General features: G+C 32.2%; 27 protein-coding genes and 1 tRNA gene. 10 read left to right on the forward strand and 18 right to left on the reverse strand.

Annotated elements, in window-relative coordinates; genetic code table 11:
- Positions 1-57 precede the first annotated feature (57 nt).
- Genes P8J93_03340 through trpS form a run of 3 tightly spaced genes read right to left on the reverse strand, consistent with a single transcriptional unit; the run spans position 58 to position 2,837 of the window.
- Positions 58-1,278, reverse strand: a complete 1,221-nt coding sequence (locus P8J93_03340; protein MDG2060837.1) for an MFS transporter — start codon at positions 1,276-1,278, stop codon at positions 58-60.
- Entirely contained in the window at positions 1,271-1,840 is a 570-nt protein-coding gene (locus tag P8J93_03345; GenBank protein ID MDG2060838.1) for a hypothetical protein, read from the reverse strand. The genes P8J93_03340 and P8J93_03345 overlap by 8 nt, the downstream gene beginning before the upstream one ends.
- The gene (gene trpS / locus P8J93_03350; GenBank protein ID MDG2060839.1) at positions 1,833-2,837 is read right to left on the reverse strand and encodes a tryptophan--tRNA ligase; all 1,005 of its coding nucleotides are present in this window, start codon (positions 2,835-2,837) and stop codon (positions 1,833-1,835) included. Before trpS ends, P8J93_03345 begins: the two co-directional genes overlap by 8 nt.
- 90 nt (positions 2,838-2,927) lie before the next feature.
- On the opposite strand from trpS, the gene P8J93_03355 reads away from it, so the two are divergent.
- Positions 2,928-3,476, forward strand: a complete 549-nt coding sequence (locus tag P8J93_03355; GenBank protein ID MDG2060840.1) for a 2'-5' RNA ligase family protein — start codon at positions 2,928-2,930, stop codon at positions 3,474-3,476.
- 267 nt (positions 3,477-3,743) lie between these two features.
- On the opposite strand, the gene P8J93_03360 is transcribed toward P8J93_03355, so the two are convergent.
- Positions 3,744-4,289, reverse strand: a complete 546-nt coding sequence (locus tag P8J93_03360) for a TIGR00730 family Rossman fold protein (protein MDG2060841.1) — start codon at positions 4,287-4,289, stop codon at positions 3,744-3,746.
- A 63-nt stretch (positions 4,290-4,352) separates the two neighbouring features.
- Between P8J93_03360 and P8J93_03365 the strand changes: the two genes are divergently transcribed.
- Entirely contained in the window at positions 4,353-5,021 is a 669-nt protein-coding gene (locus P8J93_03365; protein MDG2060842.1) for a DsbA family oxidoreductase, read from the forward strand.
- Here P8J93_03365 and P8J93_03370 read toward each other — a convergent pair.
- Complete coding sequence (locus P8J93_03370; GenBank protein MDG2060843.1) at positions 5,014-5,367, reverse strand: cupin domain-containing protein; 354 nt, start codon at positions 5,365-5,367, stop codon at positions 5,014-5,016. The two genes, P8J93_03365 and P8J93_03370, sit on opposite strands and share 8 nt — an antisense overlap.
- Positions 5,368-5,452: 85 nt before the next feature.
- On the opposite strand from P8J93_03370, the gene P8J93_03375 reads away from it, so the two are divergent.
- Both P8J93_03375 and waaC read left to right on the forward strand, forming a co-directional pair.
- Positions 5,453-6,070 (forward strand): 2OG-Fe(II) oxygenase, encoded by a 618-nt coding sequence (locus P8J93_03375; GenBank protein ID MDG2060844.1) that lies wholly within the window; start codon positions 5,453-5,455, stop codon positions 6,068-6,070.
- Complete coding sequence (waaC, locus tag P8J93_03380; GenBank protein MDG2060845.1) at positions 6,067-7,038, forward strand: lipopolysaccharide heptosyltransferase I; 972 nt, start codon at positions 6,067-6,069, stop codon at positions 7,036-7,038. The genes P8J93_03375 and waaC overlap by 4 nt, the downstream gene beginning before the upstream one ends.
- On the opposite strand, the gene P8J93_03385 is transcribed toward waaC, so the two are convergent.
- The 5 genes from P8J93_03385 to P8J93_03405 all read right to left on the reverse strand — a co-directional run bounded on the left by P8J93_03385 (position 7,035) and on the right by P8J93_03405 (position 9,478).
- Positions 7,035-7,559, reverse strand: a complete 525-nt coding sequence (locus P8J93_03385) for a nuclear transport factor 2 family protein (GenBank protein MDG2060846.1) — start codon at positions 7,557-7,559, stop codon at positions 7,035-7,037. The two genes, waaC and P8J93_03385, sit on opposite strands and share 4 nt — an antisense overlap.
- Before the next feature lie 11 nt (positions 7,560-7,570).
- Positions 7,571-8,005, reverse strand: a complete 435-nt coding sequence (locus P8J93_03390) for a nitroreductase family deazaflavin-dependent oxidoreductase (protein ID MDG2060847.1) — start codon at positions 8,003-8,005, stop codon at positions 7,571-7,573.
- A 160-nt stretch (positions 8,006-8,165) separates the two neighbouring features.
- On the reverse strand, positions 8,166-8,336 hold the full coding sequence (locus tag P8J93_03395) for a hypothetical protein (GenBank protein MDG2060848.1): 171 nt from the start codon (positions 8,334-8,336) through the stop codon (positions 8,166-8,168).
- 211 nt (positions 8,337-8,547) lie between these two features.
- Positions 8,548-8,634 (reverse strand) — tRNA-Ser (locus P8J93_03400).
- Positions 8,635-8,653: 19 nt separating this feature from the next.
- Positions 8,654-9,478 (reverse strand): sterol desaturase family protein, encoded by an 825-nt coding sequence (locus P8J93_03405; protein ID MDG2060849.1) that lies wholly within the window; start codon positions 9,476-9,478, stop codon positions 8,654-8,656.
- Positions 9,479-9,595: 117 nt separating this feature from the next.
- Here P8J93_03405 and nadA point away from each other — a divergent pair, with 117 nt between their 5' ends.
- Positions 9,596-10,681, forward strand: a complete 1,086-nt coding sequence (nadA, locus tag P8J93_03410; protein MDG2060850.1) for a quinolinate synthase NadA — start codon at positions 9,596-9,598, stop codon at positions 10,679-10,681.
- Positions 10,647-11,480 (forward strand): carboxylating nicotinate-nucleotide diphosphorylase, encoded by an 834-nt coding sequence (gene nadC / locus P8J93_03415; GenBank protein MDG2060851.1) that lies wholly within the window; start codon positions 10,647-10,649, stop codon positions 11,478-11,480. Before nadA ends, nadC begins: the two co-directional genes overlap by 35 nt.
- Positions 11,481-11,491: 11 nt before the next feature.
- Here the strand turns inward: nadC and P8J93_03420 are convergent, their stop codons facing one another.
- Genes P8J93_03420 through P8J93_03435 form a run of 4 tightly spaced genes read right to left on the reverse strand, consistent with a single transcriptional unit; the run spans position 11,492 to position 16,815 of the window.
- On the reverse strand, positions 11,492-12,937 hold the full coding sequence (locus P8J93_03420) for an NAD(P)/FAD-dependent oxidoreductase (protein ID MDG2060852.1): 1,446 nt from the start codon (positions 12,935-12,937) through the stop codon (positions 11,492-11,494).
- A gap of 2 nt (positions 12,938-12,939) precedes the next feature.
- Positions 12,940-13,713 carry an enoyl-CoA hydratase/isomerase family protein gene (locus tag P8J93_03425; GenBank protein ID MDG2060853.1) on the reverse strand — a complete coding sequence of 258 codons (774 nt, stop codon included), beginning with the start codon at positions 13,711-13,713 and terminating at the stop codon, positions 12,940-12,942.
- 2 nt (positions 13,714-13,715) lie between these two features.
- Positions 13,716-15,416: an alkyl sulfatase dimerization domain-containing protein gene (locus tag P8J93_03430; GenBank protein MDG2060854.1), complete on the reverse strand. Its 1,701-nt coding sequence runs from the start codon at positions 15,414-15,416 to the stop codon at positions 13,716-13,718.
- A gap of 22 nt (positions 15,417-15,438) precedes the next feature.
- Positions 15,439-16,815, reverse strand: a complete 1,377-nt coding sequence (locus P8J93_03435) for an MATE family efflux transporter (GenBank protein ID MDG2060855.1) — start codon at positions 16,813-16,815, stop codon at positions 15,439-15,441.
- 71 nt (positions 16,816-16,886) lie between these two features.
- Here P8J93_03435 and P8J93_03440 point away from each other — a divergent pair, with 71 nt between their 5' ends.
- The gene (locus tag P8J93_03440) at positions 16,887-17,462 is read left to right on the forward strand and encodes a thymidine kinase (GenBank protein ID MDG2060856.1); all 576 of its coding nucleotides are present in this window, start codon (positions 16,887-16,889) and stop codon (positions 17,460-17,462) included.
- 2 nt (positions 17,463-17,464) lie between these two features.
- Here the strand turns inward: P8J93_03440 and P8J93_03445 are convergent, their stop codons facing one another.
- The gene (locus P8J93_03445; GenBank protein MDG2060857.1) at positions 17,465-18,715 is read right to left on the reverse strand and encodes a nucleoside transporter C-terminal domain-containing protein; all 1,251 of its coding nucleotides are present in this window, start codon (positions 18,713-18,715) and stop codon (positions 17,465-17,467) included.
- An 89-nt stretch (positions 18,716-18,804) separates the two neighbouring features.
- Here P8J93_03445 and P8J93_03450 point away from each other — a divergent pair, with 89 nt between their 5' ends.
- Genes P8J93_03450 through P8J93_03460 form a run of 3 tightly spaced genes read left to right on the forward strand, consistent with a single transcriptional unit; the run spans position 18,805 to position 20,343 of the window.
- Positions 18,805-19,707 carry an adenosine kinase gene (locus P8J93_03450; protein ID MDG2060858.1) on the forward strand — a complete coding sequence of 301 codons (903 nt, stop codon included), beginning with the start codon at positions 18,805-18,807 and terminating at the stop codon, positions 19,705-19,707.
- A gap of 8 nt (positions 19,708-19,715) precedes the next feature.
- Positions 19,716-20,027, forward strand: coding sequence for a DsrE family protein (locus P8J93_03455; GenBank protein MDG2060859.1), 312 nt, complete (start codon positions 19,716-19,718; stop codon positions 20,025-20,027).
- A gap of 4 nt (positions 20,028-20,031) precedes the next feature.
- Positions 20,032-20,343 (forward strand): hypothetical protein, encoded by a 312-nt coding sequence (locus tag P8J93_03460; protein ID MDG2060860.1) that lies wholly within the window; start codon positions 20,032-20,034, stop codon positions 20,341-20,343.
- On the opposite strand, the gene serS is transcribed toward P8J93_03460, so the two are convergent.
- From serS to P8J93_03475, 3 genes are read right to left on the reverse strand one after another with little or no spacing between them, the layout of a single operon-like run.
- Complete coding sequence (gene serS, locus P8J93_03465; protein MDG2060861.1) at positions 20,340-21,617, reverse strand: serine--tRNA ligase; 1,278 nt, start codon at positions 21,615-21,617, stop codon at positions 20,340-20,342. The genes P8J93_03460 and serS overlap by 4 nt on opposite strands.
- Positions 21,618-21,630: 13 nt before the next feature.
- Positions 21,631-22,278: an outer-membrane lipoprotein carrier protein LolA gene (locus P8J93_03470; protein MDG2060862.1), complete on the reverse strand. Its 648-nt coding sequence runs from the start codon at positions 22,276-22,278 to the stop codon at positions 21,631-21,633.
- A 1-nt stretch (position 22,279) separates the two neighbouring features.
- Entirely contained in the window at positions 22,280-24,655 is a 2,376-nt protein-coding gene (locus P8J93_03475) for a DNA translocase FtsK 4TM domain-containing protein (protein MDG2060863.1), read from the reverse strand.
- Positions 24,656-24,677: the final 22 nt, after the last annotated feature.

The following is a 24,677-nucleotide window of genomic DNA, read 5'->3' on the forward strand; positions in this document are numbered from 1 at the left end:
AGTTTTATTCTAGCACTTATTTAGAAGGAGTATAAAAACAAGGTGTATTTGTTCTGACTAATTTATTAAATAACTTTTATCTCTAATCCACTTATGTCTTTTATTAAATAGAATATATATAAAGGCTATTAACATAAGAAAACTAGAAAGAAAATAAGGATAAGAACTATTAACAGAGTACAAGGGCATACTTAAAAAAGGAGAAAGAATATGTCCCAGTGGTATCACCATAGACATAAAGCCATTGGCTAATCCTTGCTTTCCTTGCCCTACAGAAATAGATAGAGAAGAAGACAAACCAGGTCCTAGCATCCCTGCTCCTAGACCATAAATAGATAATGCCAAGTAAATAGAAAATAAACTTTCAGAATAAGCAATTAACAATAAACCACCTGAAATTAGTATAGACCCAGTTCTAATTAGATAACCAGGTTGAACCTTAAATCTATCAGCGATTAAAAGTTGTCCAAATAGGTAACCTGCGCCCATAATCATAAAACCTAAGCTGGAGTAGAAAATGAAATCTCCTGAATTTTGGTAGATAACATCCTGAAAATAAAAAGATGAAGTTTGTACCAAAGTAGCATTAGCTATGCCATACATTCCAGCAATTAAAATAAATGGAAAAACTTTTTTATCAAAGAAAGAAATATTGGAAATTGATTCTGAGAAATGGTTAGTTTTCTTGATATCAGGAAGGAAAAAAATTAAAGAGCCAGCTAAAATAGCTAAAAGAGAAAATAAATAGAAAGGCAAGTTATAGCTAATAAGAAGCAGGAATCCAGCTATGCCCGGACCTATTATTCTGCCCGCTGAAAACCCTGAATCAAATCTTGCAAATGCTCTACTTCTTTCTTCTATAGAGGTTATATCAGCAATCCAACCTCCGCAGGCTGGCCTAGTAGCACTGCCAAATAAACCGTTGATAGTCCTTGATAAAATGAGCAACATAAATAGTAACAATCCAGAAATATATCCTGAATTTCCTAAAGATATACATACACTAAAAAGGCATAGAGATATAGCAAATCCAAATAAGCCAATTAATACAACTCTTTTTCTTCCAACAGAATCACTTAGATTGCCCCAATAGGGACTAAAGATCATCCAGGCAATAGCGGAAGATGAAAAAATTAAACCTATTTGTATTTCGCTTAAGCCTAGATCTCTTGCAGCCGGCGGAACAGTAATAAAGATGATAGATTGACCAGCACCTACACAAAGTAGAGCCAATGCAAGAATCCAAATAGTTTTGGGTAAAGAATCTTTATTACTCATATACTAGATATAAACAATTAATTTTCTTATCTCTTAAATTGATTAATATAAATTCAAAAAAATAATTTATTGCATGAGCCCATTCATCTTCATATTTTTGACCACTTTCTAATCTATTAAATAAATTACAATTACTTAGGGAAAAAATTAAACTATTATCTACATCTAAGTATTTTAATAACGATCTAACCTTATCGGTTTTTTCTTCTCTAATTAAAGGAGTATCTTTTTTTACTTGCTTTAGTGCTCTAAAAAAAACTTCCTGAAAAAATTCCTTTTTAAGTTCATTAAAATTAACTGGGTCAATATTTTTTATAAGAAATGGGCCATGATAACCATTACTGGAGCTAGTAAAGTGATCAAACATTACTTCCTGATAATATGAAGAGTTTATTAAGAATTGAAATAATACAAGTGCATTAATATCACCTACAAAGTCTTGAATATTTAAAGAAATTAGCCTTAATTTTCCAAGATCATGAAGTCTAAGATTAAAACGATATTCTTCAGAAAAAAGATATGGAGATTGTAGATTTAATACAGAATTATCTTTATCAGTCACCAATCTTCCTTATGCCTACTAACTTCCTTATTTCTTGAATCAAGGGCTCACTAACTTGTATGGCTTTTTCTGCTCCAGAAGTTAAAGCTCCTTCTAAATACTGTTTGTCATCTATTAATTTATTGTACTCTTTTCTATAGTTGGACAAATTATCATCCAGAAGTTGAAACAATAATTCTTTTGCTTCGCCCCAAGAAATCCCGTTTTCATACTGCTTACTAAGATTATTAAGATCTTCCTTTGAGGAGAAGTGAGAATAAAGATTAAATATTGTACAGCTTTTAGGGTCTTTAGGCTCCCCTGGTTTTAAAGAATTAGTTTTGATTTTCATGACTTTTTTTCTTAACGTATTTGAGTCTAAAAAAATAGAAATTTCATTCCCATAACTCTTGCTCATTTTCTGACCATCCAATCCCAGTAAAATACCTTTATTTTTTTGAATCCTTGCCTCGGGCAGATTAAAAATTTTTTGGTAATGATGATTAAATTTTGTAGCAACATCTCTAGCAATTTCAACATGCTGAATTTGATCTTGACCTACTGGAATTATATTTGCATTAAACATTAAAATATCAGAAGCCATTAAAATTGGATAATTGAATAAACCCATATTAATATTTTTATCGGGATACTTCTGATTATTCTTATCAACCGCCGCTTTATATGCATGAGCTCTGTTAAGTAGGCCTTTCTCAGTAACACAACTTAGAATCCAATTAAGCTCCATAATATGTGGAATATCAGATTGACGGTAAAAAGTAGTCTTCTTCAAATCTAGACCGCATGCCAGCCAACATGCTGCCATTTCTATTGATGAATGATGAGTCGTGATAGGGTCTTGCGACTTAATTAATGAATGATAATCAGCTAAGAATAAAAAGGAATCTACATCCTTATTATTGCTTTCATTTATGGCGGGAAGTATAGCGCCACAAAGATTTCCAATGTGAGGCCTGCCGCTAGTAGTTATGCCTGTTAGAACTCTTAATCTTGCCATTAAAATATACCTGTTTTCTATATTACAAAAAAACCTTGAAAGAATAGAAGTTTACCTTATGATTCACAAGATTATTTTTTAAATTGGATTATGTCACTACTTATCACATTAACTCCAGACTTAGTTTTAAATAAAAGTCTGTCACATTATGTTAATTTGTTAAAAAAAGAAACTTCTAAAGCTGCAAATTTGTTTTGGTATAAAAGTTCAGATTACTTGGTAACATTAAATTTCGTTGCACATATTGAACCGGAACAATCTCAAGAATTAATAACTATCCTTAATGATAAATTACCTGGAATTGGAAAAATTAGCTTAAATATAAATCACATTAATTACTTCCCCAATGAAAAAGGAAGAACATTAGTAGCTTATTTAGATTCTTCAACAAAACTTAAATCTTTGCATCATACTGTATCTCAATCCTTAGGAATTGTAGGATTTGACAATGATTTAAGGAACTATAGGCCTCATATAAGCCTTGTAGGCTTTAAGAAAGATGAAGATAAATTAAATGAATTACCAGAGTATGAATATTCAAATAAAATAATTTATGAATCTATAGATGTATTTAAAGTCTCTTTTGAAGGAAAACAAAGAATTATCGAAAGAATAGAAAGAATTAACTTACAAAATTAAGTTAACCAGTATTGAGCGAAGTAGAAGGGATCTGCGTTGGCAAACGCTTTATCAACTATAACCTAAATAGTTGATAGGTGGCTGACTTTCGTCGATCTTGTCACCCTTCTTCTTCTGTCCATATCCTACCTAATTCGGGTCTCGAGTTCCGATTTATTTCAGAAATAGCTTAAGAATTATCTTAACAATATTCACGCTAAATGCAAGAAGCGATACAATTATCAGTGTTTAAAATTACAAATTAACTTGGTAATTAGAAATTAAATTTTATAGATTAAAATTATCAATATAATCTATTGATTCTTCAGGTGAATTGGCTATGCAAAGTCTTTTTAGGGCACCTTCTGGCAGAAAACCAGATTTTATAGTTTGAATTATAAAATTGTATAATGGTTCATAATATTTAGATATATTGAGTAATACTATGGGCTTAGAGTGAATGCCTAGATGATTCCAAGTTAATGACTCAAAAAGCTCATCTAAAGTCCCCACTCCGCCAGGTAAACAAATAATTCCATCAGAGACATTAAACATAATTTCTTTCCTTTGGTGCATAGAATCAACAATAATTAGTTCACTTAAGTTTTTATGACCTACTTCAATTTCTTCTAATTGTTTAGTAATTACTCCTGTCACTAGACCGTCATAAGCTAATACTGAGTCTGCTATAATCCCCATAAGGCCTTTTCTTCCGCCGCCATAGACTAATTTTTTTTTAGACGTTGCTATTATTTTTCCTAATTCTTCGGCATTTTTTGCAAAGGCTAATTCGGAGCCTAAGTTTGATCCTGCAAAAACACATATATTTTTCATATTGTTCATTTCACGGTAATTATTCTTTAATTTATAGTAATATCATAGTCTGAAAGATATAAAATGCTTCAAAAATTAACAATCGATATAGTTTCCGATATAGTCTGTCCATGGTGCGTAGTAGGCTATAAGAATTTAAAAGTAGCGCAAAGATTTCTAAAAAAAGAAATCACTTTGGAAATTAACTGGAGGCCCTACCAGCTACATCCTGAAATTCCACCAGAAGGAATTGATAAGAAATTATTCTTTAAAAATAAAAATCATTTTAACTCTCCACCTAGAGACAATAGTAAGCATTTAATAAAAGAAGGCCTGAACCATGGTTTTATCTTTAATTTTAAGAAACCTAAATTAGTACCAAATACGTTGCAATCTCATAGATTAATAGAGTTAACTAAAGATTTAGAACTAAAAAGTAATTTAGCTGAGTCTTTATTTACTCATCATTTTACTCATGGCACCAATATTAGCTCAAAGGAAGAGCTATTTAAGATAGCCAAAGAAATAGGCATAGAACAGAGTCTATTAGATAAGTTTATGAATACTGATGATGGGCTGGAAACAGTAATCAAAGAAGAAAGGTCTTATAGAGAAAGAGATATTAGCGGTGTTCCTACTTTCATAATCAATGATCAATACCTATTGCAAGGAGCGCAACATCATGAAACTGTTTTATCCTTTTTGAGGCGTATAAAAATCAAAGTAGAAAACAAAAATCGTGAGTTTAATTAGTGTAAGGCTGTCCTGGTTGGTGATGATAAACGACGAAGTATTTTATAGGGCCAATTGACTTACCGCTGTGAATTTTATTCTTCGGCTCTAACCAAGAATCTCCTGCTTTATATAAAGTTTTTTCCCCCTCTATATCTACTTCTACTTGACCAGATATAAGATAAACAGTGCCTAAATAGGGATGAGTATGTTGAGGAATAAGCACTCCTCCATCCGACTCTTTGAACTGTATAGTCATATTTAATTCATCTGTTAGGCTTACTTCCTGACTGAAAAGCGTATTAATAGAAGTATCTGCAAAAGATAACAAAGGACATATAGTGAATAACAAGAAATTTTTTTTCATAATTTTATTTAAATAGAACAACAATGCTACTAAATTAGAACAATATATTTAGAATATAGAAAATCTTAATAAAGATTAAAGATGAATGACACAATTATTAAATAAAAAATTATTAGATGCTGCATTAATAAATAAGAAATTTTTTCCTTTTATTCATGTAAATAATATTTTTCTGCATATGGAGCGGTCAAAAGACCTATTAAAAGATTTTCCAAACATTAATCAAGGGGGAAGTTTTAATCTTTCATCTGATAATAAAAATAGTCTACATGCTCTAGTAGAAGATTTCGAGAGTGATGAAATAAAAAAAATATTAGAAAAAAAGTTTTCTATTAACCTTAATGATTCAATAGTAGTGCCTACATTAAGAGGTTATTCTAGAAGTAAAGATGGAAATATTCATTCAGATTCAAAGTCTAAAATACTAACTATTTTGATATATTTGAATAAAACTTGGGATCATAAAAATGGCTTATTAAGACTACTAAAGTCCAGAGATAATCTAGATGACTATATTATTGAGATCCCTGCTTATTTAGGGAATATGGTCATTTTTAAAGTAACTAATAATTGTTGGCATGGATATAAAAGTTTTGAAGGTAAACGAAGGTCTATCCAAATAAATTATGTTCGCAAGAGTTCGCAAAGAGTTCATCTATTAAGACATTCTATAAGTTCTTTTTTTAAAAAACTTAAGTCATGAAAGTTCTGTTAATTAAGCTATCTTCTATGGGTGATTTAATGCATGCATTTCCTGCGATCAGCGAAGCTTCTAGCCACTACCCAGATATACAGTTTGACTGGGTAGTAGATACCAATTTTGGCGAAGTACCGTCTTGGCACCCCAATGTTAGAAATATTCTAATTAGTAATCATAGAAATTGGAAAAAACAGCTTTTTAGCATATCTTCCCTAAAGGAGCTTAAGATTCTAAAAAATGAAATAAATGCTGAAGCATATGATTTTGTTATTGATATGCAAAATAATATTAAAAGTGCTTTCATCTCATACCTTTATAAAGGTGAGGTTTTTGGCATGGATAAAAATAGTGTAAGAGAATACCCTGCTCATTGGGCTTATAGCAAGTCAACTTCAATATCAAAAGAATTGCATGCAATACAAAGACAAAATATCTTAATGTCCAGAGCTCTTGAGTATAAACCCAATAAAGAAAATTTTAATTATGGCGTTGATAAAACAAAATTTACTAAGCCAAAAATTGAAATCCCTGAAGAATTTGTCGTGATAGTTCAAAATGCTAGTTGGCATACTAAATTATGGTCTAAAGATAACTGGAGAGATTTAATTCTATATATAGAGAAATTAGGTTTTAGGTCACTTTTACCTTCCGGAAATCTACAAGAATTAGACAGAGCTACAGAGATCACCAGAAAAACAAATGCCATAGCTCTTGATCTAATGTCGTTGAATGAAATTAGTTATATAATTAATGAAGCAAAATTTTGCGTATGTTCTGACACAGGATTAGCCCACCTATCAGCATTAGTTGGCACTCCATCAATCACTCTATATGGGCCAACAAATAAAGATTTAATAGGTACTATGGGAGCAAATCAATATCACGTAGTTGGTGAAAACAAAAAAATGGAAAATATCTTATTGAAAGATATTATTAAAAAAATAGATCTACTAGGATTAGCCAATCTTTAGATTAATTTAAAGTATCCATAAGAAGGATCATCCTTATTAGTTCCACCTATTGCTCCTCCCGATCTCAAACTATCTACTAACTCCCCCGAAGGAATGGCAGATTCTAAAGCATAGTCTGCTATCACTTTTCTATACAAAAATTGCCACCCTTTGGTAGTTTTTGTATATTTATCAAGATAGCGACTTCCTGTGCTTAAATTAACATCTTTGCCCATAGAATCTTTCATTATATGAACATTAAGTGTGTATACTTCGCCTTCTGCATAAGAGTTATTATCCGGATCTAGTTCAATGAGATGATTAAAAATCTGATGAGAGGTATGGGTGGTCTGCTTTAAAGCCTCTTTTACCCAAGTAACATAATCTTCCCCTGATCCTTTAAACATTCCACCGTGGTGATCTTCAGAACCTTTAGAATATAATTGACTAAGCAACTTGAAGTCTCTTCTATCAATAGCCCGACTATACTTACAAACAAGTTGCTGTATTTCTAATATAGATTTTAGGCCTTCATTTGTCATATGTTGCTTAATTAATTAGTGGAACTGTTAACTTTCTTTAATAGGATGACTGGAATTACTCTCTTTGTTTTTTCTCTATACTGAGAAAACATAGGCATTTTTTCTTCCATCTTTTTATAAAGATCAGTGCGTAGAGGTTCGTCCGTAATTTGAGCAATAGCTTGAAATTTCTCATCACCTACTTCAACTTCAACATTGGGATATGCTTTAAGATTGTAGAACCAAGGCGGATTCTGTTCAGCTCCTGCCATAGATGCTATAACCACTATGTCATCCCCTTCTTCACTATATGCCAAAGGATTTAAGCGAGATTTACCAGACTTAGCTCCTGTGGTCGCTAATAAGAGCAAAGGAATTCCTGAAAATGGTTCACCTACTATTCCATGGTTTTTACGGAATTCTTGTATAATTTTTTTATTAAATTTTGTAGTCTCGTTATCTGTCATAATCTTTTTCTATCTACAATATATATTAATTGAAAATTAATGAAGTGGATATATGCAAATGAAATATCTCAGATTATGAATTTCTCAGAAGAGGATTGTGGGGAAAGTATGGGAATATTAATCCAAGCTAATCTGGTGAGTTAGGGTTCTTAATAAACGGTTAGCCGTCTATGGTCAATGGGCAGAGTTGTACAGCACCTATAGTTATTGCTTTTGTTCCTGATACACACGAGTAATAGCAGATTTTATTCATTCCACTAGTCGTTTCATTTTCAAGGAAACACACTGCTGCACTAGCAGTCATTGAGTAAAGTAAAGCGATTACTGACACTATTTTTAGTTTTTTCATTCTTTCATCTTAACTCAATACCTCAGATCAGAAAAATTTTATCCAACACGAATCCAACAATATCTAAAAATAGTTAGGTAAAGGGAGCAAAAATAAATGAAGCTATATTCACTAATAGTCTTAATTTATAGAGATTTATTCACATGATAGAAACACAGATATCTTATTTAAGCCTGCATTTCATGTAATGCGGCGGATAGTGAGGGATTCGAACCCCCGAAGGGTTTCCCCTTGCCGGTTTTCAAGACCGGTGCATTCAACCAGACTCTGCCAACTATCCTCTAAAAAAGAGAATTCTATCACATCTTTTCATTCGTTTTAGGCAAAAGGTCTTCTCTAATAAGAGGCCAAAATATTTCTTCTTTCCAAGGAAGTCTAGGGGAAATTGGCAGACCATAATTAGCCTGTCTAGCATTAGGTATCTTTGCAGTACCAAAGAAGGTGTCAAAAAAGAAAACTGAAATTGCATAGTTACCATTGGGATGTGCATTATCTCCAAAAGCATGATGGGCATGATGTGTATCTGGTAAAGTTATATATCTCTCTATGACTTTCCAAAAATGCTCTGAAGAAGGAAATCTTTTCCTTAAATAAAGATCCCATCTAAAAGATGTGTGAGTTGCAGCATTAATAAAATAAGTAATTAAGACAGCTAATATAAATGGTCCCCCTAAGCCAAAATAGACTGCAAAGGCTCCTGTCCAAGTATGAGGAAGTAAGATAACCCAAAAAATATTATATCTATAAAGAACACCAATATTTAAATCTTCAGCGCTATGATGAGTTCTATGAACTTTCCAAAGCCAACGCCATTCATGAGCTTTCCTATGAACCCAGTAATGCATAAACTCATTAGTAAAAAAGAGAACTAAAAAAGCAGGAAGAAATGGTATTGATGATAAATAACCAGCATAGTCTGAAAAAAAAGTTACTGTAATATACCCTAACAATCCTCCTAATAAGGAACCAGAAATAATCGTTTGAGATAAAAACCCTGCAATTGTAAAGAAAAAATCTTTTATAGGGACACGTGACCTTGAAAGTCTTCCAGATAAAAATTCAAGAAGGTAAAGCACAGGAAAAGTACCAAATATAATAATTACCGCTATAGATTTAGGTTCCATAAAAAAAATATACTACGGATTCATTATTATTTCTATATAAAGATTTAGCTAGATACGCTAATATTATCGCTGTTTTTATAGAATCTAAATTTGCTTTTTAAAATTAATGCAATATTTATGTCCAATCTAGCCCAAAGCCATATTTCAAAATTTCTAACTGAAGATTTGATAAAAGGTCATCAGAAAAAACTATCAGCAGGTGCACCGCCGAAAGACATCGTTGATAAACTCTCTTCGTCTATTGTTAAAAACTTGTCATTAAATAATTCTACTTTAATCGCTCATTATTATACTGATCCATGGATTCAAAAGTTAGCAGAAGAAACCGGAGGGATGGTAGGAGACTCTCTTGAAATGGCAAAATTTGGATACAAAAGTAAAGCCAATAATCTCATAGTAGTTGGAGTAAAATTTATGGCAGAAACAGCCAAGATTTTAAGCCCGAACAAATCAGTATTTGTACCTACCAAGGATGCTACATGCTCTTTAGATTTAGGTTGTCCTGAAAATAAATTTAAGGAATTCATCTCAAAACATCCTGATAGAGAAGTTGTCGTATATGCAAATACTTCTGCAAAGGTAAAAGCTCTGTCAGATTGGGTTGTAACCTCTAGCATTGCAAAAGAAGTTATTGATCAATTAGATGCTGATGGTAAAAAAATACTTTGGGCTCCGGATAAGTATCTTGGAAGCTATTTACAGAAAGAAACTGGTGCGGACATGATCTTATGGAATAGTGCATGCGTTGTACATGAAGAATTTAAATCAAAGGCCTTAAAAGACTTAAAAATAATTCATCCTGACGCAGGTATTCTGGTGCATCCTGAAGCCCCCGAAGATGTCATTAACATGGCTGATGCAGTTGGTTCAACATCACAACTTATTAAGGCTGCAAAAGATCTGAATTATAACAAGCTAATCGTGGCTACTGATAAATCAATTTTCTATAAAATGCAAATGGCCGCTCCAGGCAAAGAATTAATAGAGGCTCCAACTGGAGGAGCAAGTTCTTCATGTAAAAGTTGTGCTCATTGCCCCTGGATGGCACTAAATTCATTAGAAAATCTTCATGAATGTGTCTTAAGTCTTCATAATGAAATTAATTTAGATGATGAATTGATAGATAAAGCTAAAAAGCCCTTAGATAGAATGCTTAACTTTAATGCATATGACAACACTTTCACACAAAGAAAAAGTCTATAAATCAGTAATAAATGCTTTAGAAGAGGATATTGGTTCTGGAGATATCACTGCCAAGATAATTCCAATTAATAAAACTTCTAAAGCTAATTTAATTATAAGAAATCCATCTATTTTATGTGGTGTAGATTGGTTCAATGATAGCTTTACTCATTTAAATAAAGACATATCGATACTTTGGTGTAAGCAAGAAGGTGAAAAATTAGAAGTTAATGATGTAGTTGCTCAGATAAACGGCCCGACGCGTGAAATATTGACAGGAGAAAGAACGGCTTTAAATTTTCTACAGTTCATGTCAGGTATAGCTTATAAAACTTCCATTTACAAAGAAATTATAAACAATACTTCTATATCTATTATGGATACTAGAAAAACTATCCCTAATTTAAGGTACGAACAAAAATATGCTGTTAAGTGCGGAGGTGGAAAAAATCATAGAATAGGTTTGTTTGATGCTGTACTAATTAAAGAGAATCATATTCAGGCAGCTGGATCAATTAAAGAAGCCATTAATACTTTTAAAATCAATAAAATCAATTCTATAGAAGTAGAAGTTCAAAATATTACTGAATTAAAAGAAGCAATTCACTTTCAAGCAGATATAGTAATGTTGGATAATTTCAGCATTGATGATATTAAAGAGGCAATTAAGATAAACAATAATAGAGTCTTATTGGAAGTCTCCGGAAACATAGATCTCAATAAAATTAATGAATTAATAACCTTAGACCTAGATTATATCTCGACAGGTGATTTAACTAAAAATGTAGACGCTGCAGATTACTCTCTTCTCATTGAATAAAGAATTTATTATCAATTAAGATCATATTCAGAAAATTTCGGGTAAGTATTTTCTAAAAAATATTCTAGATGACCTTTGTCATAATTATTTAATATTTTTCCATCTTCATTTTTATACCAACTATTACAATTAGAAGAAAAAACTGTACCTAAAAGACCCTCTTGCAATCCTTTGTTATAAGAATTCATGGCTTGTTCTCTAGGAGTTATTATGCTCTTTTTTAACTTTACAACCTTCTTGATACACTTAATTGTATATTTTACTTGGCATTCAATCATAAAAATTATTGAGTTATGTCCCAAATTAGTATTTGGACCATATAGCATAAAAAAATTAGGGAATTCAGCTATCATTACACCTCTATGTGCTTTTACACCCTGTTTCCAATATTCATTAAGAGAGATATTTTTATGATTAGTAACTTCTAAAGGTGTGAAAAATTTAGATGTCTGAAAGCCTGTTCCGTAAATTATGACATCTACTTCCTCTTCATTATTATTGACATCTATAACAGAATTTTCTGAAATTTCTTTAATAGGAACATCTATGACATGGACATTGTCTTTAACTAAAGTTTCATAATAGTCTTCTACGACAAGAAGTCTTTTACAGCCAATCTCATAGTCTGGAATTAGTTTTTTTAATAAGATCGGATCCTTAATAATAGAAGATAAGTATTCTCTTATCTTCTTTTTTACTACTTTGGTATACCAGGTTTGTTTTACGATGGCATAAAAATTACTACCTAGTTGTAACCAAATAAAGAACCGATAGATTCTTTGAACAAAAGGTAAATATTTAAAAATATTTTTTTGAAAAGAAGAATAAGCAAAATCATTTCTACTCATAGCCCAATGAGCTGATCGCTGATATACAGTCAATTTCTTAGCTTTTGTTCCAACATGAGGAATGAACTGGACTGCACTTCCTCCATTGCCTATAACTGCAATTCTTTTGTCTTCTAGTCCTAGGGAGTGATCCCAATGAGATGAATGAAAAGAGCGTCCTTTAAATTCACTCTGCCCCTTTATATATGGAATATGAGCTGAATTTAATTGACCTAACCCTGAAACGAGGAATCTAGCTTTATATTTTTGCTTAGTTGAAGACTCTAATACCCAAACTCCTTCATCATTATCAAAATTTGCAGATACTATTTCTGTATTAAATGTTATATTTTGACGGATTTCATATTTATCAGCACAAAAATTTAGATAATCATTTATTTCTTTAGAACCTGAATATTTCCTAGTCCAATCATCCTTAATCTCAAAAGAAAAAGAATATAGGTGAGAGGGTACATCACATGCCGCACCTGGATATGTATTATCATGCCAAGTACCTCCCAATGCAGGCGATTTTTCAAAAACTTCAAAAGAATTAATTCCAAATTTTTTTAACTGAATAGAAATACAGATTCCAGAAAAACCTGCCCCTAATATAGCTACTTCTATCAAAACTATGATCTTGTAAAAATAGGTTTACGCCTTTCAGTTGAGGCTGCAATGCCTTCTCTAAAGTCAGAAGTAGACTGTAATCTTTTTTGTTCAGCTAACTCCCAAGAGATTATTTTTTCTACGTCATCTGCTAAACCTTGTCTTATAGTACTTCTTATAGCCTCAACTGCTAAAGGCCCTGCTGAAGCTATTTCAGAAGCTAATTCGTATGCTTTATTCATTAATTCTGCTTGAGGAACTAAAAAATCAGCTAAACCAATTTCTAATGCCTCTTCACCCTTGAGGCGTTTACCTGTTAATAACATCATGGATGCATTTTGATTCCCTACTACTCTAGGTAAAGTGACTGTGGTTCCAAAGCCCTGATGAAACCCTAGTTGAGAGAAGTTTGAACTAAACCTTGATTCAGGAGATGCTATCCTAAAATCAGCTACAAGGGATACTCCTAAGCCGCCGCCTATTGCTCCTCCTTGTACGGCTGCAATAATAGGTTTTTTATTCCTAAATAATTTTACAGCCTCTTTATAGAGTTTGTCTATTGGATCAATACCATCAACTAACTCTCTGTCTCCACTAAAGTTAGCTCCAGCACAAAAGTGCTTACCTTCTGAGCATAAAACAATCACCCTGCATTCATCAGACTTATCTAATTCATTAAATGCTTCAGCTATCTGCCCGATCAGACTAAAATCAAAAAAATTATTAGGAGCTCTGTGTATAGTAATGGTAGCTATAAACTCTGATACAGAAACCTTTATATCCTCAAAATTATTCATGTTTACTCCTTAAATGTATTAAAAAAAGATATTAGTCGTAGTTGCTGACCCGAAACTTCAATAGAACCAGTTGCAATAGCCACTGGTAAACTCCTTAAACCTACAACTACTTCTTTCCAAGTTTGCTCAACTGTTATTACTTGAATATCAGAACCCTCTAAAGCATAAGGCTGGACTTCTAATACTCCATTCCTAAGTATCAAAGTGAAAGATTTATTTGTATCTGTAAATTTAAATAATACCCTCATATCATTACCAAGAGCATTCTCAGGAATAACATTAACCTTCAATGTTTCGAAAAGGATATCTATAGGATATTGAGTTAGTAACTCTTTAGAAGGTGTTGTTAGTAGTGTCGTTTCAGGAGGTTTAATAAGATCTTGAGCACTACTTAAATAATAATATCTAGCATTTGGATTGCTTTGAATCTCTGCTAATTTATTCAATGCAGATATTCTTATATCTACTGCTTCCTGATTATCTTGATACTCTAATAAATAATCAGTTAATTGAAGGACCCATTGATAATCTTCATTTTCATAAGACTCCTTAATTTCTGATAGCACTCTTTCAACTCCCCCAGCTAATTGTAAAATTTTTATAGATTCTTCTTGTGGATCCAAGGGGTGTAAATTAGTTGGGTTTCCATCAAACCAGCCTAAGTAGCCACTAAAAACATTTCTAGAAGACCAACTAGGAGAACCATAAAATTCTTGTAAATAAATAGAATCTTTTAATTTTGGTGGAAGTTTAATCTGAGATGCAATTTGATTAGGCGTCATGCCTTTATTCATTAATCTAATAGTCTGATCATGTACATACTGAATACCATCTCTATACTCAGTAAGCGCTTCATATATTTTATTTTTACCAAGGATAGGTCTAGTATGGCTTGGGATGAGAAATTCTGGTTTAAGATATCTCATAATATCTAAACTAGCTACCCATCTTACTAAATCTCTATAAGGGGTACCTCTTATAGTGTATAAATTTGGAAAAGCTTTATAAAAATTGTCACCAGGTAATAGAACTTTTTTCTCGGGAAGCCAAACTAATAATTGATCATTTGTCTCTCCTGGAGCATGAATAAGTTCAATTTCTATACCTGAAATATTTATATTTAATTTCTCATCAAAGGTTATATTTGGAACTAGAAGTCCACTGTTTCTAGAGTCTCTTCCTATCTCTAAAAAAGGGCCAATTCCATTATTAGTAATGTCATTTAGAGGAAATCTATTACCAAACATTTTTGAAGACCTATCTGAAATAATGGGCCTGACGATTCCTAAAACTCTATTAATATAATCTTGGGTTGTTCTATGGGCGTAAATATCTGGAGAAGAATTTTCAGCAAAAACTTTAGCCCCATAAATATGATCTCCGTGATTATGAGTATAGATAATTGCAACAACAGGATTAGAATTAATTTTATCAAATTCCTTTTTTACTTCAGTAGCTGTTTCTATAGTTCCTGTTGTGTCGACGATAATATTGCCGCCCTCTCCCTCGATTAAAATAGCATTAGCTAAGGCATATCCAATTGCGACATGTACTCCTTTTGCAACTTCTATTACTCCCTTCTTAAATTCTAAGGAATGGTCTTTTAGTTTTGTATTTTGTTCAATCGGATCAACAGAGGTTAAAGTTTCTTTCTGACAAGAAAATAAGATAATTAGTAAAAAGAACGAAAAAAGTTTTTTCATAGAAATAATTATAATGATTTAGTTAATCACTTAAAGCTTTCATCCATCTCTTAGATCTGTAGCGAATCATAAATAAAAGAGCTTTCAGAGAATAATCAGCAATTAGAGTTCCAAAGACCCACGCAACTCCTAAGCCGCTTTTATAAAGAATATAAGCCAAAGGCACCCTTACGAGAACTAATCCGACTAAAGTTATGATTAGGGGAGATCTTGTATCTCCAGCACCTCTCAATGCTCCGCTCAGCGCAAATTCTAAAGCCATAAAAGGCTGTATCACTGCAAAGATAATTACAAATTTTACAGTGTAATTAATTACCTCTAGATCATCTATAAAAAAACTTGATAACTCTCTAGCATAAAAAGCAACTAATACACCTAATAAACCCATAGAAATAACAGTCATGCCTGCTGCTTCATAACCACTCTTCATAGCACCGGCAGGGTTTTTTGCACCTAATTGCTGTCCTGTCAAAGTAGCTCCTGCCATAGCAAAACCTCCTCCGACTGTAAATGAGACCATTAATAAGTTTACACCTATATTATATGCGGCTACAGGAGCTGTTCCGTACAAAGCTACTATCCAAAAGAAAGAAAGAAGACCTAATTGAAAGACTATGGCCTCCATAGCAGCTGGATAAGCTACGTGAATTATTCTATTAATTCTAGCTTTTGATAAAGAACCGGATTCTCCTACCTTTATTAATAAATAATTTCCTAACCAAAGAGCTACTGCTAGGATCGATGCTAAAGAAAAGGCAATACCTCCAGATAAGGCAGCTCCAACAGATCCAAGCTGAGGTAAGCCAAATCTTCCATTAACAAAACCTAAGAGAAGAAAAATATTTATAACATTTGCGAATACACTAATCAGTAGTGGCGTTTTAGCATCTCCTGCTGCCCTTTGAGCTGTTCCTATTACCATGGATATTGAAAAAGCAGGAGTAAATATTATCAATACATACAAATAATTTAATGCAAGCTTCTTAGTTTCTTGATCTAAGCCAAAGATATTAATAATTGCTTCACCGCTCATGAATACTACTGTCATAGCAACGAATGCTAAAGCTACACATAATCCAATTGATGCTCTTGTGACCTGAGCGGCTTCTTCAAGATCCCTTGCTCCCACAGCTCTTGCAACTAATGCTGTTGTACCAGCCATGATTGCCATGATAATAGCTTGAAAAATCCAAAAGATTCTTTGCCCTGTTCCAACTGCTGCTACTGCTTCAGTTCCTATATGTCCTACCGCATAAATAGATACCAGCCCTACTAAACTGAATAGCAGATTATTTAAAATAGAAGGCCATGCTAAGCCCCATACAGTAAGAGTTTCCTGATGAGGTATTTCTTGAGGTTCATCTATTACAGATGAATTAATTTCTTTTTCTTGAGTCATGAATAAACGAAAAATGATATTAACACATAAAAACTAGACCTTTAGTGAATGAATAAATAAAATCTAATTCAATGGCTAAGCTTTATTTTTATTATTCATCTATGGACGCAGGTAAATCTACTGCACTTCTACAGGCAAACCATAATTATCTAGAAAGAGGCATGAATACAGTTTTATTTACTGTTAGAAATGAAAAAAATGAAAAAAATAAAATTATTTCTAGAATTGGTTTATCTCTAGAATCAAATACTTTTTCCAAGAAAACAAAATTCATGGCAGAAATCACAAATATAAATTCCCAAGAGACTTTAGACTGTATTTTAATAGATGAAGCCCAATTTTTAACAAAACTACAAGTTAAAGATTTAGGAAATATCGTAGACAGCATGGATATACCTATATTGACTTATGGATTAAGAACTGACTTTTTAGGAGAGCTTTTTGAAGGTAGTAAATATCTTTTAGCATGGGCAGATACTATTAAAGAAATAAAAACAATCTGTTTTTGTGGAGCTAAAGCAACTATGGTAGCTAGGATATCAAAATCTGGAGAGTTTGAATCAGATGGGAAGCAAATAAAGATTGGAGGAAACGATAGATATGTCTCTTTATGCCGAAAACATTTCATAACTAGAGTCTTAAGTTAATCTTAGATTACTCCCACTATATATCCTGTCATGCAAGAAGCTAAAATAGCCCCTACTAGAGCTCGGCCACTAACTGCTATAAAATCATTTTTTCTTGTTGGTGCCATAACACCCAAGCCACTTAATAGAATGCCGACACTCCCTAAATTAGCAAAACCACATAGAGCATATAACATAATTAAATTTGATCTTTCAGACATCTTTGGCTCAAGATTTGCTAAATTCATATAAGCAATGAATTCATTAAAGATTGTTTTAATGCCCAATAATTCTCCAGCTATTTGAGCCTCGTCCCATGGTATGCCCATGCACCATGCAACAGGAGAAAAAAACCAGCCAGTTACTCTTTCTAAGGACAAAGGCAAACCGTTAAAATCTGGCATAGATAATAAAATAATATTTAGTAAGGTTATCAAGGCTATGATCACTATTAATAATGCGATGATATTTAAAAAAATATTTAATCCATTTGAAGTACCTGTAGTAATAGCATCCATAGAACTAGAATATAGATTTGATTCAGAGGACCCAGGAAATTCTGTTTTTTTATCTTCCGGAATCATAATATTTGCATACATAATAGCTGCAGGTACTGAAATAATTGAAGCTATCAAAAAATGACCTATCAATGAGGATGGATCATAAATATTGTCTAAAAAAGTTACAAAAACAACCATAACTGACCCGGAAATAGTTGCCATTCCAACCGTCATTAATATCAATAATTCTCTCTTTGTCATAGAAGATAAGTAGGGCTTGATAAGTAACGGAGCCTCTACTTGACCAAAAATAATATTTGCAGTTGCGCCTAAGCCAGCAGGCCCACCTACATTCAAAGGCTTTTTAAACAAAACTGACAGTGCATTTATAAAAAAAGGAATAATTTTCCAGTGCCACAATAATGCAGAGAGAGCAGACACCACAATTACTAAGGATAAACCTGCAAATGCAAATATAAAAGTGTTAGCAGGCTCTATTATTTCAAAGGGTGCATTTGGAGCCCCGTCGGCTAGATATCCAAAAACAAAAGAAACCCCCTGATCACTTGCATATTTCAGTGACAAGACACCTTCTGATAGATATTTAAAGAGTCCTGTGACAATTGGTACTTTAATCAAAAGCAAGGCCAGAATTAACTGTATAGAAACAGCACTGATAATATATCGTATTCTTATAGCTTTTAAATTATTTGAAAACATTATTCCAGCCAGTAATAAAGAAAAAAAACCAATAGTTTGCTGAATATAATCCATTTCAATAATGCGCTCTATGTCAATAAAATATCTAGAATGTTAATTTAAATAGATTTTAACTTAGTTGTTATAATTTTACTCTTATATATATGATTAAGATTTACGGCCTTGGCAATGCACTAATAGATGTTCAAATATCAATAAATGAAGAAGATCTAAAAAAAATAAATATTCCTAAGGATAGCATGAGACATATTTCAGCAAAAGAAAGAGACCAATTGTTGAATGAATACAGAGCTCATATACTAAATTTTGAAAGCGGCGGATCTATTGCTAATACTCTTTTTAGCGCTAATGAATATGGCTGCGAGACATATTTTGGATGTTCACTTGGTAATGATGACAATGGAAAAATGTTTTTAAACGGATTTACAGATACAAAACATACAAATGTTATTAATCAATCCTTAAGCCCTACAGGTATATGCTTAATCTTTATTACTCCAGATGGAAAACGAACTATGGCAGCAAATTTAGGAGCAAATAAAGATCTATCTTTAAGCTGTATTAAAGAAGAATATTTAAGAAGCTCTGATTGGTTAATTTTTGATTCATATTTACTATCAACAAAAAATGGTTTTGTTGTAGCAAAGAAAGCTATAGAAATTGCTCAATCAAGTAAACTCCAAATTTGTTTTGGATTAGGAGATGTCAGCTTAATCAAGCTTAATAAACAAAAGATCAAATGGCTCCTTAGTCAAGAAATAGATTATATAGTTGGAAATAGAAATGAATTTGAAGAATTTATTAAATTTTTTCCAAATTCAAAAACAAGTAAATTAATTACATTAGACAGTAAAGGTGCAAGACTAAATAATATACATGTAAATGCTCCAAAAATTAAATCCATAAATTCAAACGGAGCTGGAGATGCTTTACTAGGAGTTTTTATAGCAAATCTTCAAAAGAATGGAGAAGAAAAATCATTAAAAGAAAGTGTAAAATATGCTTCTAGTTTATGCTTAACAATTGTATCTAGATTTAAAAAATAAGTCATAAAATGTCTAAATTTATAACTGTGGTTAATTATTCAAAGATTAGTGAATTTATTACTACTCTTGAGAAAGATAAAGAGATTTACTTGAATCTTAATGGAGTTTTTTTTTATTCAGAAGGAGTGAGATATTTATCACAAGAATCTACTTACAAATATTTCCTTTACATGTGTGAGGAAAATAACGTTCCTATTTATGTATGTATTAACTCTATTAGAAAAAGAAAAATACAGAATTTAAATCCATATATAAAAATAACAGGCCTTGCAATCTTAATGGAAGGAGTAATATCTTCAGATCAGAATATAGTATTTTAAGGAAATGAATAAAAAATTTGTTATTGAATTATCTTTACCAACTAAGGATAAAAAGATAGTGAATCAAGAAATCATAGATCTAGTGACAATGGTACTTATTTTTGATCAAAATATAGATATTATTATTGCTAGTGATCACTTTTTAGTGGCAGCACTCTCTATATTTCCAGTTGATATTGCAAATCATGCCAAAGTTAGATTTATACAAAGTGGATCGAGTAGAATAAAAAAAGAATTTTCTAAGAATATTCATAATTTTTCTTTTAAAAAAATAGATTTGGTAAAAAAAGAGGCTAATTTCTTTTTAAAGATTTAGGTAGGCATAATTGTCTTAACATTCATGTAGTTATGCAGTACTTTTGGTAATGAAATAGAGCCGTCTTCGTTTTGATTTAATTCTAAAAGAGATAATAAAGTTCTTCCTATAGCAAGACCTGATCCATTTAGTGTATTTATTAACTGAGGTTTTTTTGTTTCATTACTTCTCCATCTAGCTTTCATTCGCCTAGCCTGAAAATCTCGATAATTTGAGCATGAAGAGATCTCTCTATAAGTATTTTGTGAAGGAACCCAAACTTCTATGTCATAAGTTTTTGCAGAGGCAAATCCAAGATCCTTGCCACAAAGAGAAACAACTCGATAAGGCATTTCAAGAGCTTGAAGTATAGATTCTGCATCATTTGTAATATCTTCCAATGCCTTAGATGAATCTTGTGGTTCTACAGCTTTTACGAGCTCAACTTTTTCAAATTGATGCTGACGCATAATACCTTTTGTATCTTTCCCATAGCTCCCAGCTTCACTTCTAAAACAAGGCGTATGGCAGACATATTTAGTTGGTAAATCTTTGAAATCTAAAATTGTATCTCTAAATAAATTTGTCACTGGAACTTCAGCTGTCGGAGATAAATAAAAATTTTGATCCCCTTCTATTCTAAAGAGATCTTCTTCAAATTTTGGTAATTGACCAGTTCCTTCAAGAGACTTACTCGAAACTATGTAAGGAACATAGACTTCAGTATAACCATGTAAATTTACATGAGTATCTAACATAAACTGAATAAGTGCTCTTTGAAGTTTTGCAAATGAGTCTTTCATGACTACAAACCTTGATCCTGTAATCTGACTCGCAGATTCAAAATCTAATAGTCCATGCATTTCACCTAATTCAACATGATCTTTAATTAAGAAATCAAATTTCGGGATATTCCCCCATTCTCTAATTAATAAATTATCATTTTCATTATCACCTTCAGGGACATCTTGATCGGGTATATTTGGAATTTCTAAGAGAAATAAATTTAAATCATCTAATATTAAATCTAGAGCTGAACTTTGTTCCTTTATGTCTTCACTCAAATACGATGCAATTTCCTCTAATTCAGTTGTCCCTTCATTTTTAGACTTTAATAGACCTATCTGTTTTGAGATATTGTTAAGTTCTGCCTGTTGATTTTCAAACTTAACTTGTAATGAAGCTCTTTTAGCTTCAAGTTTATTCCAAGTTTCTATGTCTAAATGATAACCTCTTTTTTTTAATGACTGAGAACATTCATTTATTGAATTTTTTAAAAGCTTCTGGTCTATCATCTAATTAAAGTCTTTATGGTAAAGTTTTCTGGTGTCTAATTATATCTGTTCCAGGTGGAGGGTTGAACATAAACAACTCTTCATTTATAAAATCATTTCTTACATCTATAAAGGAGATAAAGACTTCTTGACCATAGTAATCATTAAATTTAATCTTTTTTATACTTTTATTTTGAAATGAAATCGTTGCTGATTGAATCAAATTTTCTTTTTTTGAAGGTTCTATTGTGCAATTTATGAATAAATTAAATTGTACACATTCAGTAATGTTAAATATTTTTAATAAAGAAATATAATTCAAAGTGATCAAGCCTATAGGTGTCTGTTCTAATAGATCTTCTAATGGAATTATTTCAAGTTGCTCTAGAAGAGGATCATATCTTAATAAATTTTTACCGTCAGAAATATACAACTCATTTAAAGGTTCTAAGTACTTTAATCTAAATTTATTATTTTTTGATCTATAAACAACCCCTTGGATGTCTCGAACTTCTCCATTATGGATTGTTTTTTGAGTGAAAGATGCTGTCATAAAGTCATTAGAAAGCGCTTCTTTAATTAATTGATTATTTTGTGAGGTGTTCAGAGATATTGATTTTTCGCTACTAAATAAAGGAAGAGTTATAAAAATTAAAAAGAAAGAAAATAAAGGAAATCTCAACTTAAACTTCTGGTGGCTTAGGAACTAATACTTCTCTATTACCACTAGAAGACATTGGACTAACTATGCCTGCTTGCTCCATAGTTTCAACTAATCTAGCAGCTCTATTATACCCAACTCTGAGTCTTCTCTGCACAGCAGAAATAGATGCTCTTCTTGATTCAGTTACAAAAGCAACTGCCTCATCATACAGTTCATCGTCTTCTCCATCTTCAGAAGATTCATTAGATTGAAGGCTTGGCATTCCATCGACCTGACCTTCTTCCTTTGTAACCTCATCTAGATAATCTGGCTTACCACGTTGCCTCCAATCACTAGCTACTCTCTCTACCTCTGAATCGCTTACGAAAGCACCATGAACTCTCTGAGGTATCGAGGTTCCTGGAGCTAAATAAAGCATATCTCCATTTCCTAAAAGTTGCTCTGCCCCACCCTGATCAAGTATAACTCTTGAATCCATTTTAGAAGCTACTTGGAATGCTGCTCTCGCTGAAATGTTAGCCTTTATTAGTCCCGTTATGACATCTACAGAAGGCCTTTGAGTAGCCAAAAGCATATGTATACCTGCAGCTCTTGCTTTTTGAGCTATTCTTGCTATTAATTGTTCTGCTACCTTACCAACCACCATCATTAAGTCTGCCAGTTCATCAACCGCTAATACTATATTTGGCAGGACAACTAAATCATCAGCTTCACTGTCATCTTCATCATCGTCTTTAGCTTTCCAGAGAGGATTTTTTAGAGGCGACCCTACCTTAATAGAATCTTCTACCTTCTTGTTATAACCTTTCAAGTTTCTTACTCCTAATTCAGCCATTAACTTGTAGCGTCTTTCCATTTCATTAACACACCATCTCAAGCCACTTGAAGCCTCTTTCATATCAGTAATAACTGGGCACAGAAGATGAGGTATGTCATCATAAACAGACAACTCTAGCATTTTAGGATCTATTAAAATAAGCCTAACCTCTTCTGGTGATGATTTAAATAAAATACTTATAATCATGGCATTTAAAGCCACAGATTTTCCAGATCCTGTAGTTCCAGCTACCAACAAATGAGGCATGGAAGACAAATCAGCTACAATTGGTTTTCCACTAATATCTTTACCTAATGCAATGGTTGATGAACTAGAAGATTCATCGTATTCTGAGCTAGAAATAACCTCACTAAGTAAAACAGCCTGTCTATCCTCTCTAGGAACTTCAATACCAATAGTATCCCTTCCTTCAATAACTTCTACAATTCTGACACTTGTTTTAGATAAGGATCGTGCTAAATCTTTACTTACGTTAGTAACTTGATTAACTTTTAAACCACTAGGTAACCTTAATTCAAGTCTAATAACTACTGGGCCAGGCTGAATTGACTCAACAACAACATCATCAATTCCATACTCAGATAACTTACTTATAACAAGTTCTCCTAACCTTTGTAATGAATTTTCAGATGTTTCATCTGAATCTGTATTTTTTCTTTCGTCCAATAGGTTTAATTTAGGGGGAGATGAAACTTCTTTATTGGCAAAAAGTTCTTCTTGCTTTTCTTCCTGCACTCTTTTACTCGGTTCCCTAGACTTTAAAGGTGGAATAATTTCAGCAGGCTTTAAAGATTCTTTTTTCTTTGCTTGATCTAATAAAGTCTTTTTTCTTTGTGCAGTATCCTTTTTTATTTCACGCTTTTCTTTTAAATTTTCAAGAAATAAAGAAATTCTTTCTCCTGAATTTCCACCGAAGGCTACAATAAAATTTTGTAAAATATAAATGATACTTATCCAAGATATATTTAGAGATAAAGTGAAGCCAAGCAACAAAACACAAAAGAAAAGTAAAGAACTGCCTGTAAAACTTAAAGGGTCCAAAGTTAAGATTGAGATGGACATGCCAACTATACCTCCGCTTTCATAGGGCAAATAATTAGTATCTGCGGTCAAGAAAAGAGATAAAAGAGTCGATCCTGAAATTAATACTAAAAACCATCCAAACATTTTTAAACTTATAACTATTGATTCAGCCTGAGTAAAAACTAAAAAATCTCTAGATAAGAAAAAATGTTTAAAAACAGGCCATAAAAGCCAATAAGGAACTAGAAAAGACATATAACCAATAGCATAGAGTAAGAAATCACTAATATAAGCTCCCCAAGTCCCTACAATATTTTTAATCTGTATTTTAGTTTCTATCTCACCAGGAGAGTAGCTATTTGATGACCAGCCTGGATCTTGATTTGAATAGGATATTAGGGCTATTAATATAAATAACCCAAAAAAAGCTTGGATGATTAACCATGATTCTAAAAATAATTGTTCCAAGCGTATTTTTGAGATACTTACTGCTTGATCTCCATTATTCTTAATTGCTTGAGATTTTTTTGCCATTTATATGAAAATTTCTAACATT

Source organism: SAR86 cluster bacterium, assembly GCA_029268615.1.
Taxonomy (GTDB): Bacteria; Pseudomonadota; Gammaproteobacteria; order Magnimaribacterales; family Magnimaribacteraceae; genus JAQWNM01.